This window comes from Fannyhessea vaginae DSM 15829, assembly GCF_000159235.2.
In the GTDB taxonomy this organism is placed as follows: domain Bacteria; phylum Actinomycetota; class Coriobacteriia; order Coriobacteriales; family Atopobiaceae; genus Fannyhessea; species Fannyhessea vaginae.
The window spans coordinates 739,675-754,143 of sequence record NZ_ACGK02000001.1 but is presented as its reverse complement, the minus strand read 5'-3'; the positions used below and the strand labels follow the sequence as shown (position 1 = coordinate 754,143).

At 43.1% G+C, this 14,469-nt stretch carries 12 protein-coding genes and 1 tRNA gene; all 13 read right to left on the bottom strand.

Annotation, left to right across the window (positions count from 1 at the left end; translation table 11 throughout):
- Positions 1–204: 204 nt before the first annotated feature.
- The gene (locus HMPREF0091_RS03265; protein ID WP_006302840.1) at positions 205–1,704 is read right to left on the bottom strand and encodes a nicotinate phosphoribosyltransferase; all 1,500 of its coding nucleotides are present in this window, start codon (positions 1,702–1,704) and stop codon (positions 205–207) included.
- A 72-nt stretch (positions 1,705–1,776) separates the two neighbouring features.
- Positions 1,777–2,100: a hypothetical protein gene (locus HMPREF0091_RS03260; protein WP_010241129.1), complete on the bottom strand. Its 324-nt coding sequence runs from the start codon at positions 2,098–2,100 to the stop codon at positions 1,777–1,779.
- Between the two features lie 46 nt (positions 2,101–2,146).
- Positions 2,147–3,124, bottom strand: a complete 978-nt coding sequence (locus HMPREF0091_RS03255; protein ID WP_006302838.1) for a radical SAM protein — start codon at positions 3,122–3,124, stop codon at positions 2,147–2,149.
- A 233-nt stretch (positions 3,125–3,357) separates the two neighbouring features.
- Positions 3,358–3,675, bottom strand: coding sequence for a hypothetical protein (locus tag HMPREF0091_RS03250; RefSeq protein WP_006302837.1), 318 nt, complete (start codon positions 3,673–3,675; stop codon positions 3,358–3,360).
- 179 nt (positions 3,676–3,854) lie between these two features.
- Positions 3,855–3,929 (bottom strand) — tRNA-Asn (locus tag HMPREF0091_RS03245).
- Positions 3,930–4,073: 144 nt separating this feature from the next.
- Positions 4,074–4,643, bottom strand: coding sequence for an NADPH-dependent FMN reductase (locus tag HMPREF0091_RS03240; RefSeq protein ID WP_010241649.1), 570 nt, complete (start codon positions 4,641–4,643; stop codon positions 4,074–4,076).
- 121 nt (positions 4,644–4,764) lie between these two features.
- Positions 4,765–6,090 carry an RNA polymerase sigma factor RpoD gene (rpoD, locus tag HMPREF0091_RS03235; protein ID WP_006302835.1) on the bottom strand — a complete coding sequence of 442 codons (1,326 nt, stop codon included), beginning with the start codon at positions 6,088–6,090 and terminating at the stop codon, positions 4,765–4,767.
- A 65-nt stretch (positions 6,091–6,155) separates the two neighbouring features.
- Positions 6,156–8,018: a DNA primase gene (gene dnaG, locus HMPREF0091_RS03230; protein WP_006302834.1), complete on the bottom strand. Its 1,863-nt coding sequence runs from the start codon at positions 8,016–8,018 to the stop codon at positions 6,156–6,158.
- The gene (gene ribF / locus HMPREF0091_RS03225; RefSeq protein ID WP_232236040.1) at positions 8,002–9,300 is read right to left on the bottom strand and encodes a bifunctional riboflavin kinase/FMN adenylyltransferase; all 1,299 of its coding nucleotides are present in this window, start codon (positions 9,298–9,300) and stop codon (positions 8,002–8,004) included. The genes dnaG and ribF overlap by 17 nt, the downstream gene beginning before the upstream one ends.
- Positions 9,255–10,202, bottom strand: a complete 948-nt coding sequence (truB, locus tag HMPREF0091_RS03220) for a tRNA pseudouridine(55) synthase TruB (RefSeq protein ID WP_006302832.1) — start codon at positions 10,200–10,202, stop codon at positions 9,255–9,257. Before truB ends, ribF begins: the two co-directional genes overlap by 46 nt.
- On the bottom strand, positions 10,199–11,215 hold the full coding sequence (locus tag HMPREF0091_RS03215) for a DHH family phosphoesterase (RefSeq protein WP_006302831.1): 1,017 nt from the start codon (positions 11,213–11,215) through the stop codon (positions 10,199–10,201). Before HMPREF0091_RS03215 ends, truB begins: the two co-directional genes overlap by 4 nt.
- Positions 11,216–11,311: 96 nt before the next feature.
- Positions 11,312–11,695, bottom strand: a complete 384-nt coding sequence (gene rbfA, locus HMPREF0091_RS03210) for a 30S ribosome-binding factor RbfA (protein ID WP_006302830.1) — start codon at positions 11,693–11,695, stop codon at positions 11,312–11,314.
- A gap of 6 nt (positions 11,696–11,701) precedes the next feature.
- On the bottom strand, positions 11,702–14,440 hold the full coding sequence (infB, locus tag HMPREF0091_RS03205) for a translation initiation factor IF-2 (RefSeq protein ID WP_006302829.1): 2,739 nt from the start codon (positions 14,438–14,440) through the stop codon (positions 11,702–11,704).
- Between the last annotated feature and the right edge of the window lie 29 nt (positions 14,441–14,469).

Below are 14,469 nucleotides of genomic sequence, written 5' to 3'. Positions count from 1 at the left end.
CATACAAATACAACACACAAAAATCTGTATACCTTTTAATCATACGTATAAAATAAACAAAATACATTGGAAAAAATAAAAATTAACCAAAAAGTATGTTTTGTATGTTTACGAGCATAAAAGCATTCAAAATTTCACGAGCACAAAGGGCACGCGGCGCCTAAGCACTCAAGCGGGAGCACGTGCTCACACAAGGATATGCCGTTATCGTCGTCGCGTTTGGTCACAAGAAGATTGAATTGCTGCATGGGTTTGAACAAGCTTGCGTGTAAGCTCGGATAGACGAGGTTCAAGACCAACAGGATACACTTGCGGATTTAAAAATCTTCTTATAGCTGGATCAAGATGAGCCTGAGCATCAAGCGAACGCGCGCGCGCAACTTCCAAACTATCAGGTTCTTTACAACGCTGACCTTGCTTAACAATTTGTTCAAGAAGCTCATAACAAGTTGCATCGTGCAATTTATAACTTACTAAGTCGTCCAACACATCAACCATATGAGAAGGAGCATTTGATGCGTCACACTCTGTTGCGATCATATCTCCTACCAAGTTATTGTGACTATCAACAAAACGTAAGATGCGTTGAATCCCTGGAATGGTACGCTTATACGCCATCTCAGATAACTTAATAGTGGGTGTCCATGCAACATCTGAATTATTTCTAATAGCTGAAAGTTTATAGACGCCTCCCAAAGCCGGCTGAGGGTCGCAGGTAGCAAGCTTAGTACCAACACCAAATGAATCAATGGGCGCATGCTGCGCTAACAGGGATTGAATGGTAAACTCGTCCAAATCGTTGGAAACGGAAATTTTAACGTATGAAAGATTCTCTTGGTCAAAAGCCTGTCGTACGCGTTTTGAAAGCTTTGCCAAATCACCACTATCAAGACGGACGCCCAAGAGATGTTCTCCTCGTGCTTCCATCTCGTGCGCAACGGTGATTGCATCTTGAATGCCAAGGTTAACATCATAGGTATCAAGCAGCAGCACACAATTATAAGGGCTTGATTGAGCATAAGCCCTAAATGCATCAAGTTGCGAAGGAAACGACATTACCCATGAATGAGCATGCGTACCAAAAACAGGAATGTTATAAATTTTACCAGCAAGCAAGTTTGAAGTTGCACCAGCACCACCAATATAGGAAGCGCGCGCTACACTCAAACCGCCATCGTACCCCTGCGCACGTCTAAGTCCAAACTCAAAAACGGGACGTCCTTGAGCAGCACTAACAACACGCGCAGTTTTAGTTGCAAGTAAGGTTTGAAAATTAACCGTATTTAAGAGAGCTGTTTCTAAAAGCTGGCAATCGATAAGAGGACCTTGAACACGTACGAGAGGTTCACGAGGAAAAACAACATCACCTTCGGGCACTGCCCATATATCAACATGCATGCGAAACGTACGCAGATAGTCTAAAAACCCAGGCTTAAACATAGCACCACCAGCAGGTGCTTTAAGCGAGGCAAGGTAATCGATGGTCGTATCATCAAAAGAAAAATTCTCAACTAACTCAGCAATCTGAGACATACCACACGCAATAGCATAACCACCATCAAATGGATTAGAACGAAAAAAGACTGTAAAGCACGATTGCATATCCACAAGTCCTGCATCCCAATACCCTTGAGCCATGGTAAATTCGTATAAATCGGTATTAAGAGACACGTCATGAGCAGACGTTGCATCGGTAAGAGCCATAGTATCTTCCTTTACAATGAAAAGTTAATGCCTTAATTGTACCACTAAAAATGCATAAGTCTTGCATCTAAGTTATGCCGAAAGACGCATAATAATAAGGATGGCAGCCGCAAGTACCGCTAAGCATATAAGCACAATTTTTTGTCCAAGCGGCATGCGCAAATCGTCATCAGGTTCCATGATTTTTCTGTTCTTCTCTTGAATATATTTAATGTGTTCATCCCGAGCACGCACGAACGCAGCTTGCTGCTTTTGAGCAGCTTGTGCCTGTTGCTGCTCGCGCATTCGTTCAGCTTTTTCTTTTCTAAGCTCCAATAACTCCGCACGCTCAGCCCGAGATAGAGAATCCTCGTTATGCGTTTGTTCTTCTCTTTGTTGATTTACTTCATCTGTCATGTTTTCCCTTTCCGTCATATTCGCAGATAAATTGCGGTACAAGCACTTATGCAACTGACACACGTCGCACAGACGCGGTAAATGAAGAAAGTTCTGGTCCTTGAACACCAGTTGCGTCAAACTCTGGAATAAAGCTTTCTGAGACTGTACCGCCTTGTTGCCACCACATACGTTCAAAGCCGAGATCATCGGCATGATCAAGTACGGCTTCATATTCTTCGTTAGTTAAGGCATGTGACAAATTACCCCCGGCTTTGCGGCAACGCTTATTAGGCGTATATTGATTCATAACCGAAATATCGATCTCGTTATGGCCTATCTTCCACAATTTATCTAAAACCTTACACGAATCATCGCTATGACCAGGCATAACTAAATGACGAACAATAATGCCACGAAGCATTTTACCAGTTGACTCATCAATAAGACGACCACCATGCTGGCGTAAGCTTATAAGCATTTGCTCAAGAGACGCCGCTGCCATCTGCGGATAATCAGCAGCAGAGGTAAGCATTTTTGCCAATTTTGACGATGCAAATTTAAAATCAGGAAGCCAAATATCAATAACATCAGACATTGCTTCTATAGTTTCGGGACGCTCGTATCCCGAAGTATTGCACACAATAGGTAACTGTAATCCAGCGTCTTTTGCCATAAAGAGCGCTTCACGCACATGAGGCGCATAATGAAGCGGCGTAACCAAGTTAATGTTGAGCGCACCTTGCGCTTGTAGCTCAAGCATAATCTCGGCAAGGCGTGCAGTAGTAATTTTTAACCCAAAACCTTCTTGAGATATCTTAAAGTTTTGGCAAAATGCACAACGAAGCGGACATCCAGTAAAAAAGATTGCTCCTGAGCCTTTTGTTCCCGAAATGGGCGGCTCTTCCCAAAAATGAAGTGCCGCACGCGCAATATAGAGCGAATTAGAAGCACCACAAAAGCCTGCATGGCCAAGATTACGCTTTGCATGACACATACGTGGACAAAGTTGGCATACATCATATGATGCATTGGTTATACGCATAAACGCTGACTTCACTTTCACTGACTAGAGATAACGCACCTTATTGTAACGTAGCTATCAATAATAAAGCAAAAGACTTGCTGAAGTTACAAAGAAACGTAGAACCTATATGAATGAAGCCACGTAATGACAGGTTACGCATATAAACAAAGAGATACCAGCTCTACTGTTTATCGTCGCCGATAACGGTAACTACACATCCATCTTTTACCACAATCATGAATTTACCATTGTTACATGGATACCGAATTACCAAGCTCTTCTACCAAATGACATGTTGTTTGGTTGAGTATCTTGTTCTCGATATCTTCTATATTTATGCCAAGCACACGCTCAACGTAGCGAATAATAGCATGTTCGGACACGGTTAATTTTTTATTTTGCAACATAAGCTTATCTATTTTGGTGCTAAGTATTTGAATACTTGTTTTCTTAGTAGCTATGGTATGTTTAATTTCTTGCTGATGAGCATAAAGAGCTTCGACTTCTCCAACCAAATTATTTTTAAGCGTTTGAAGCTTTTTTATTTCAGCACGTGCAGCCACACCCATGACACTCCCCTTTCATACATGAATACAGATGTATCCATGAATTAATCCGTTAGCTGTACTATAACTGAGGGGTCGGACATTAATTAAAATATGGATGTATATACGAGGTTAAAAGAAACGAAGGGGATCAAAAGATAAGAAAAAACCGAGCATCAAAGATACTCGGTTATAACATATTCTGGCTCCCCGAGTAGGATTCGAACCTACGACACGCTGATTAACAGTCAGCTGCGCTACCGCTGCGCCATCGGGGAATAATCGTGCGCAAGCACGGATAACTACTATACCAAACTCACTCATAAAGACAAGTGCTAAATTAAAATTTCTACGTAAAAATTCAAAAAAGTAGAAAAATGCCTGGTAGAGTCATTGCACACGCGCAAAAAATGTACTCGTGTTTAATGACGAGGATTTGCTTCCACTAATGCTACAAATTTATCTACATAACTTTGTAAAAACTTATACGTAGACTCAACAGCAATGCGACCATTTTCGTCAAGCAACGAAGGAGACTTGCCTAAAAATACCTCAGGCTGACCCATAAGTGGCATATCAAAATAAGAAAGTGCAAGGCGAAGATTTTTTTGAGCACTGTAGCCACCCATAGCACCAACGGAATGGCTCATCATGCCACAAGGCGTGCCTTTCCATGCTACGTCACCTGCAGGTTTAGAGGCAACATCCACAGCATTCTTAAGACATGCAGGAATGCAACGATTGTTTTCAGGAGTTACAAACAAAACGCCGTCAGCAGCCTTAATGGTATTTCTAAACTCTGTATAGCTAGCTGGAAGCGGCTTGTCAGTTTCTTCGGGGTTGTCGTAATCAGCATCGTAGAGCGGCAAATCACGAATCTCAACGATTTTTGCTTCATAATCCTTAGGAAACATATCAAGAACATTATTTGCAATCTTACGAGCATAGGAACCTTTACGTAAGCTTCCCACCAAAACAGCGATGTGTTTCATACTCTCCTCCATCTACTCAATAAAAGATAACGATAAGGTTGTACCCAATTTGGAAGTGTCCTATAACACAAACCAATTGGGTACCAAAATTTTATCAAATTATAAAGCAAAGATTACAAAGCTAATCGCCAATGTAGTCTTTTAACCTACCTGAACGCGAAGGATGACGCAGCTTGGCAAGCGTTTTGCTTTCTATCTGACGAATACGTTCACGCGTAACACCAAACTCGCGACCAACCTCTTCAAGCGTACGAGGATGTCCGTCCTCTAAACCAAAACGGAACTTGATAACTTTACGCTCGCGATCGGCTAAGCCATCGAGCACTTGATTAAGCTGCTCGCGCAACATAGAGTCACTTGCAGCATCAGGAGGAGCGACCGCTGTTGAGTCTTCAATGAAGTCGCCCAAAGAAGAGTCCTCTTCTTCTCCAATAGGAGTTTCAAGCGACACTGGCTCTTGGCTGATTTTTTGGATCTCGCGCACGCGATCGGCAGACATTTTCATCTGTTCGCCAATTTCCTCGGGCGTTGGCTCTCGTCCTAAATCTTGCAAAAGCTCTTTTTGAACGCGGACAAGTTTATTGATGGTTTCTACCATATGTACCGGAATACGAATGGTACGCGCTTGATCGGCAATAGCACGCGTAATGGCTTGACGAATCCACCAGGTAGCATAGGTAGAAAATTTAAAACCTTTTGTGTAGTCAAATTTTTCGACAGCGCGAATAAGACCAAGATTTCCCTCTTGAATAAGATCAAGAAATAACATGCCACGTCCAACATAGCGCTTAGCAATCGAAACAGTTAAGCGTAGGTTTGCCGAGGTAAGCGCCTGCTTTGCGTCGAGACCTACTTGTTCGATACGCATAAGACGTCTTTGCTCGGCGCGCGTTAATTCGATCTCGCCATTTTCTGCAGCTTCCAACTTTTTGGACGCATCTGTTCCTGCTTGGATCTTCATTGCCAAATGAACTTCTTCTGAAGCATTAAGCAAATCAACTTTTCCGATTTCTTTGAGATACATGCGAACAGGATCGCCTGTGAGCATAACTGCAGAACTATCGATTCTACGTGTACGAGCACGGGAAGAGCGTTTATTACTACGTTTTTTTGTTGCCGCACGTAAAATCTCTGTTGCAGCGCGTGTTTCGGCACGAGCCGCAGCTAAATCTGGATCTTCCTCGTCATCATCTTTTAAATCATCATCTAATAAATCATCATCATCCAAATTGACAACATCTGCAGTAATAGTAATATGCTGAGCGCGCAAAGCCTGATATACATCAGAAAGTTCATCTGCATCAGTGTCAAAATCTGACAAGGCGATTTGAATTTCGTCCTCGGATAATTTATTACCTGCTGTATTTGCTTGCGAACTTAGTTTATCAACAATTGATTGAAGTTCTTCAGAAAGCTGTACATCCTGATTAGATTCTTGCGATGTCACAGATATCCTTTCGACACATTCTTATGTGATTTGAGAAACTACTCGTTATATACCCAAACCTAATTTTAGATAACATTAGAAATTATACTCTTTAGTTCGCTGATATGTTTCTGTAATTGCGTGGCTTTTTCAAGGAGTTTTTGACTTTCTTCAAAGGTAAGAGAGGAACGGGCAAGTTTAAGTTGCGTTTTAATTTTTTTAACTTCACGAATCGATGACCACAAATCAACACTTGCAACTAAAAATTGAAATTGCATTTCTGGTGCTAAGTTTGAAAAACTAACTACCCGTCCTGATGCTAAAAGGTTAGGTGCCGATGGTACGGCGCGCGTAGCAGCTCCTACTACTTGGGCAGGTGTTGCACCTACAGGCGTTGCAAGCATAGCCCATGCAAGTTGTTCATGCGAAGCATCAAGCCAATTAAAATGCGCAATACGATCTTGATATTGATGCATAAGCTGTGGTTTTGCAGCCATTAACGAAAGTAACTCTAACTCGGAACTTTTTTGCATACGCGCATCAGCAGACAACAAATGTTGTGGTGTTAAAGCGTGCCTCGATGAATTACTGCTCAAGGTATTGTTTTGAATAGATGTCTGCAAACCTACAGGTGCATTATTTGTGAGAGTATACGCGCGCGTAGCCTCTTTATGCGCGGCCTTAATTGATGCTTTTACGTGGTTTACATCCATATCAAGCAAATCGGCAACTTGTGAAGCGTAATCATCCAAAAATAATGAATGCTTAAGAGGTGCTAAAAGCTGACTGGTAGATTGGAGCGCCTGAACACGTTGACCTTCAATACGTGTATCAAAATGCTCAAGTCTTTTTGCAAGCACAAAATCTAAGAGTGGCCGCGCATGCGAAAGAATTTCGGCAAGCTCTTCTTTAGAATGAGCACTTAAAAATTCTGCAGGATCCAAATTTTGTGGCAACACAACACATAACATTTCAAGACGAGTTTGATCAAGAAATTGAACGGCTCGCTCGGCAGCTTTTTGACCCGCAGCGTCACCGTCAAACATGCAGATAATCTTACGCGTTGCAAAACGTTCGATAAGTTTAATATGATCAAGCGTAAGCGCCGTTCCAAGAGCCGCCACACAATTGGTAAAACCAGCACGATGCATAGAAATAACGTCGGTATAGCCTTCACACACAATAGCGGTGCCCGATACCACAAGAGAATTTTTTGCTTCGTCAAATGCGAACAAGTGTTTACCCTTAGAAAACAGAACTGTATCTTTAGTATTAAGGTATTTGGGCTTGCCATCCCCTATGACGCGTCCTCCAAAAGCAATACATTTTCCTTGTTCATCATGAATGGGAAACATAACCCTATCAAAAAAACGCTCACGCAAACCCTGAGGAGTAAGACGCGCTAAATCACAAGCTAGAAGTTCTTGACGGGTAAATCCTTGTTTTGTCAATTCTGCTAATAACTCGTTTGAGCCAAGTGCAAATCCTAGATGCCAACGTTTAGAAACAGCACTTCCAAATGAGCGACCTTGCAAGTACATACGTGCTTCTTGCGCTTTTGTTGAGCGCGAACAAAGAAGGGTGCGCTCGTAAAATTCTTGAGCCGCCTGCATGCACGCATAAAGGCGAACACGCTTAGGAGTATGAGATGAACGATGCGAGGTTTGCGTTAACTCAACGCCATATTTATCTGCTAAAAATTTGAGTGCGTCAGGAAATTCGAGGTGTTCGCGCTGCATAATGTAGGCAAAAACATCGCCACCAAGTCCGCAACCAAAGCATTTCCATAAACCAGTTGAAGGATTGATATGAAATGAAGGGCTTTTCTCGTGGTGAAAAGGACAACAGCCCCACAAATCTGCACCGCGAGGTCGTAAAGGTACAGTTTCTGCTACAAGCTGCTCAAAATTTACCGCAGCCCGCACACGTTCTTTATCGTCTGTTTCCATACCTGTACACCTCGATTCCAGTTTCTCCCAAACAGTTTTTCACTTCTTTAATATTATCATGGACTACTTTGATAAGCGCAGACACCGACTCAAATTTGCGCGCATCACGCATGCGTTTAACAAAGATAACATCAACAGTTTGGCCGTATATATCGCCTGTAAATCCTAACAAATGTGCTTCTAAAAATCCCTGTCGTGATAAAAGGCGCCTCCTTGAATCATGGGTCGTCTTTTCAACGTTGTCTTGGGAACCATTTTGGGCGTTGTTTTGGAGATTATCTTGAACCTTGCCTTGCTCATTCTCATAAATTTCGGAAGAAAAGGTTGGAGAGATCCCCACATTTACTGCAGCTGGATAGATATGGTTTTGACAAACAACACATGCCATATACACACCAGGTTGAGGAACACAATGATTTGCTTGACAAAGAATATTTGCAGTTGCAAAACCAAAGCCACTACCCTTTCCCCTTCCATGAATAACTTTTCCCGATAAGGAATAAAAGCGTGTGAGATACCTTGTTGCAAGATCTATATCGCCGTTTTGCAAAAGCGTACGAATTAACGTTGCAGAAATAACCACTTCGTTGTCAACAGCAAGCCCATGACCAAAAACATCAATATCATGCAACGAACCAAAAGCACGCAGTGCGGCAATATCGCCCTGACCACGATATCCCATTTTAAAGTCGGCACCTACATGAATAATACGAGGTGCAAGACATTTCATAACAACATCAGTAAGAAATTTTTGATACTCAAGCTTTGCAAGTGCTGGTGTAAAAGCAACCACAACAATAAGGTCAACATGGGTGCGTGCAATAAGCTCTAAACGTTGTTTAGTTGTTAACAGGCAAGCATCCAAATCAAGAGCACAGGACGCAGGCGCTTGCGAGTGAAGTACAGACGATGGATCGGGATCAAAGGTAACAACCGCAGAGGTAAGATTATGTGCATGTGCGCTTTCAAGAGTTTTGTGAAGAAGTCTTTGATGTCCTACATGAAAACCGTCAAAAACACCAAAGGCAACACAAGACGGCGTGCGTGAAGTATACGCAACATGAGGAGCAACATAAAGCGTAATGCCATCTTGTACCAGCCGCTGGTATGTTGAAAGTACCTGCGGATATATAGAGCTGCTTTCACATATGCTGGCTAATGACACATCGTAAGAAGTAAAATTTGCACACGCAAGCACGTCATTGCTATCAAAGCTTATGTTGCGCTGAGAAGACACTACCATGTTACACCCGAAACGCCATTCAACATGTTTGTTCTGCATATAAGCTTATCATCTTTGCGCTCATAGATACCATAAAGTTTATTTTGGTACACACAGCCCACAAGTTGAGAATTTGCACAATCATTCAGACAGTTTTTTCGAATTGTCAACGACCTGCCATAAGACATATCAACTAAATCGGTATCACCGAGCATATAACGTGCAGCGTCAATAACATCAAAGGGATTAAGTATCCTATTGGTAAGTGACGACAAGGATTCTTTTTTAAGTTCATCTAAGGTAATACAATCAGCTATGGTAATACTACCCGAAGAAGATCGCTCAAGTGCCGATAGATGCGCGTGTGTTTGTGCATACAAGCCAATATCGCGCGCAAGAGAACGAATATACGTGCCTTTTGATACACAAAAATGTACATGCCATATAGGTGCATGTGTAGAGGGTTCAAATGTAATATCGCTAAGCTCTGCCTTATACACACATACAGAACGAGGCGAAAGATCAAGCGGTGTACCTTGTCGAACCGCATTATAGGCACGAATACCTCCAAGCGATATGGCACTATAAGCTGGTGGCACTTGTTGGATCTGCCCTGTGAAGTGACGAAGGACACGCTGTGCATACGATGCATCTTCAACACAAGCAGGAACCAAGGAAGAGGCACAAATATCACCTTCGGTATCATCAGTGGTAGTTTGCTGTCCAAAGGTAATAGAGGCTTCATAGCTTTTATCGTGACCAACAATATAGGATAAAAGACGAGTTGCCTGTCCAATACCTATAAGCAAGACTCCATCAGCTAAAGGATCAAGCGTTCCAGCATGACCGATACGGCGCTCATGCAATATATTACGTAAAACATTGATACAGTCATGAGATGTTATGCCTTTGGGCTTATGAAGCGCAATTAAACAATTGATACCGCTTTGGCCTCGCTTCATAAGGACTCTTTCTGAGTTATGAGCTCTTGCAACTTAGGGAGAACAAGCGAAAATGCTTCATCCAAAGATGCGTCAATGGTAAATCCAGCAGCTGCTTTATGGCCTCCTCCGCCAAAAGAAGCAGCAACACCAGATATATCAATCTCTGATTTAGAACGAAGATTTCCACGAATAGTAGCGTCGCAAACTTCTTTTAAGAAAAGTACGATTTCGGCACCTGACGTGCAGCGAACGGCATCAACAAGGCCTTCGCTTTCTTCCAAAGAAACACCAAAACGGACATAGTCGGCACGCGTGGCGTAACTATATGCAATTTTTCCATTACAAAAACAGGTGATACGCCCCATAACAAGCGCTTTAAGATGAAGATAACCTAAGGAAGCGTTTTGATAAATATTCAGCGAAACAACTGATGGATCGGCACCAAAATTGACCAACTGAGACGCAACTTCAAACGCCTCGGGATTAGCATTTTGATATTGAAACCTTCCTGTATCAGTCATAAGCGCACAAAAGAGATTCTGAGCAATATCGGGTGTAATAGATACGCCCAAATAACGCAAGAAATCAAAGATCACAACACCTGCAGCAGCCGCATCAGGCTTAATGTAGGACACATCACCAAACGGATGCTCACAGGGATGGTGATCAAGAATAGCTGTTGCGTGCGCACGCTTAAGCACGGCCTGTGCGTCATTAAGACGATGCGAAACACTTAGATCTACAACGATCATAAGATCGGGCGTCTCGGCATAATCACCTGCGTGTACCATTTGAGAAATACCTGGTAAAAAGCTATAAATATGGCCAGGATCAACTGAATCAGCTAAAAGATTAACAATATGTTTATCAGGAAAAAGCGATCTAAGACCTAAAGCTAATCCCAAAGCAGAACCTAATGCATCACCATCAGGTGATGTATGGCCACAAATTGCAATTGTTTGGCTCTTTTCCACTAGTTCTTTTAATGCAGCAAATACCTGCATTTTATGAGATAGTTCTTTGTCACTCATGACAGATGAACTCCTTACGTTTCTTAAGAATCTATGTTATAAACCACAAGCTCAGATTACATGCCGCATACATAAGCAGCTCATCTAGAAGCTCAATTATTCTTCTATGGGATAGCCAAACTCATCCTTAGAAACGTGGATCGTTTTGGGTACATCCTGCAAAGCCTGACTAATACGCTCGGCTTGATCGGCTGTGGTATCAATCTTAAACACAAGCGCAGGAGTTACGCGCCAGTCAAGCGCGTGACCAAGCAGACGTCTAATCCTGCTTTTTGCACGCGCAAAACCACGCTGGACTTCTTCATAGCGAGAACTCTCACAACTTACATATACAACCATGAGTGACTTATCAACCGACACCTCAACATCGCTCACCACTACAAGCGATAAATTGGGATCTGCTATATCAAAAAGCAATATATGTGCAAGTTTCTCACGCGCAATATGGTTAATATGGCGTGATTGCTGATTTTGTTTCATACCTACCTACTCTGTACGAGCAACTTGTTCAATACGATAAGATTCAATAGTGTCACCAGGGTGAATATCTTGGAATCCATCTAAACCAATACCGCATTCGTATCCTGCTTTAACAGATTTAACATCATCTTTGAAACGACGCAAGGATGCAAGCTTACCTTCGTAGACAACAATACCGTCACGAACCAAACGGCATAAGTCATCACGGTGAACTTCGCCTTCTTCGACCATACAACCAGCAGCGATACCAACTTTTGGAACCTTAAAGGTGCTTCGAACCTCAATAGTTGCACTTTGGACCTCTTGTTCGGTTGGCTTAAGCATACCAATACGTGCGGCATCAATATCTTCGATAGCTTTGTAAATAACACTATACGTTCTAATCTCAACACCTTGACGTTCAGCCGCTGCGCGTGCTTTAGCTTCGGGACGAACACCAAATCCAATAATAATTGCATTTGAAGCGTCTGCTAAGACAACATCGGTTTCTGAAATTGCACCAACAGCCGAGTGAATGGTATTAAGTCGAACCTCAGACTGATCCATCTTGTCGAGCGAATCTTGAAGTGCCTCAATAGAACCTTGAACATCAGCTTTGATAATGAGATTAAGCTCTTTAACATCGGAGGCTGCCATGGTATCAAAGAGGTTCTCAAGGGTAACGTGACGAACACGATTTTGCTCTTCGATACGTGCTTTAAGCTGGCGCTGTTCAGCCAACGCACGAGCATCACGCTCATCAGAAAAGACGCGGAATTCATCACCTGCACCAGGTACGCTTTGCAAACCAAGAACCTCAACAGGATCGGATGGACGAGCAACTTCTACATTATTTCCACGCGGATCAATCATAGCGCGGATTTTACCAAAGGTAAGACCTGCAACAATAGCGTCACCAACATGGAGGGTTCCTCGGTTAACTAAAAGCGTTGCAACAGAGCCACGACCGCGATCAAGTTTTGCTTCCAAAACATTACCCGAAGCAAAGGTATCGGGATTGGCTTTAAGCTCTAACACATCGGCCTCAAGCAAAACAGACTCAAGCAGCGTATCAATGCCTATGTGTTTTTTAGCTGAGATATCAACAAACATGTTATCTCCGCCCCAGTCCTCAGGGATAACACCATGCTCGGTAAGCTCTTGACGAACACGATTGGGGTCGGCACCAGGTTTATCTATCTTGTTAACCGCAACGATAATAGGAACATTTGCAGCTTTTGCGTGGTTAATAGACTCGATCGTTTGGGGCATAACACCGTCATCGGCAGCAACGATAAGGATAACAATATCGGTAACCTTAGCACCACGCGCACGCATTGCCGTAAATGTAGCGTGACCAGGTGTGTCAATAAAGGTAATCGTACGGCCGTTGATGCGAACCTGAGATGCACCAATTGCCTGTGTAATACCGCCTGCTTCGCCAGATGCAACGCCTGTGTGCCTAATAGCGTCCAAAAGCGAGGTTTTACCATGGTCAACGTGACCCATAACGGTAACTACGGGAGGACGAGGTTTAAGGTCTTTAGGATCATCGTAGAATGAGAAGGTATTTTCTTCTTCTTTGGTCATAATCTTAATATCGCGGTGCATATCATCAGCAACAAGTTCAATAAGATCATCAGACATAGACTCGGTAAGCGTTAAAGGAGAACCAAGCAAGAATAAGCGCTTAATAATATCGTTAGCATTAACGTTTAACAACTTTGCCAAGTGAGAAACGGTAGAACCTTGCGGAACTTTAATAGTATCAAGTTGAGATATGTCTTGATCGTTAGCAAGAGCCTGTTGAATCTTCTGCTGCTCTGCAGCCTGCTCTGCCTGTTGCTGTCTACGCTCTTTACGCTTTTTACGACGACCCGTAGAGGCACGATTTGCCTCTTCAACAGCCTCGCGCGCCTCTTCGAACACGCGCGCATGACTATAGGCCGCAGCTTCACGCGCCATGCGAGAATAGCGATCTTCTTCGCTTGACTCCTGACGACGTCCGCGTTTTTGCTTACGAGAGCGCCCCTGCTCTGAATCGTTATAATCCATGTCGTCTCTAGACATATGAGATGAATTACGACGACGCTTATTATGAGGCGTATCGGCAGAGTCTCCACGAGTTGGTGCCTCTGCTGATGAAAGGTGAGGAGCCACAGACGCGGTATGTGTTTTTTCGTGTGAAGACGAAGGCGCAGCCACTACAGAAGTTTTATGAGCACTTTTGGCATTTTTAGCATTTTTATGCTCCGCCTTCTTCTTTTTTTGCTCAAGATTTTCTTGTAAAACCACCTCTTGCTGAGCAATCTGATCTAAAAGACTGGAAAAACCAGAAGTTGCACGAGGCGCGGTGTCTTTAACACGTGTGCGCTCTTGCTCTGCTTCAAGGCGCGCCTTAGCTGCTGCAGCTTCTTCTTCTGCACGCTTACGAGCCGCTTCGGCAGCTTTGCGTTTCTTCTCTTCTTCTTTGCGCTCTGCTTCGCGGCGAGCTTCGGCTTCGAGACGTTGTTTTTCCGCAGCTTGCTCGGCCTTCTTTTCTTCTTCAGCGCGCTCTTGCTCGGCTTTAAGCTTCTTGGCTTCGATCTCGGCAGCACGTGCTTCTAAAATAGGCTGCAAGCTTTTTTTAATAATAGAGATATATGCATCTTCGATCGTAGAAGAAGCGCTTTTAACAGGAATCTTAAGTTGAGCTAAATGATCAAGCATCTCTTTGCTTGACATTCCGTAATCTTTAGCAAGGTTATGTACGCGGGTTTTTGCCATATAAACACCTTTCGTTGGGGGCTGTGTCG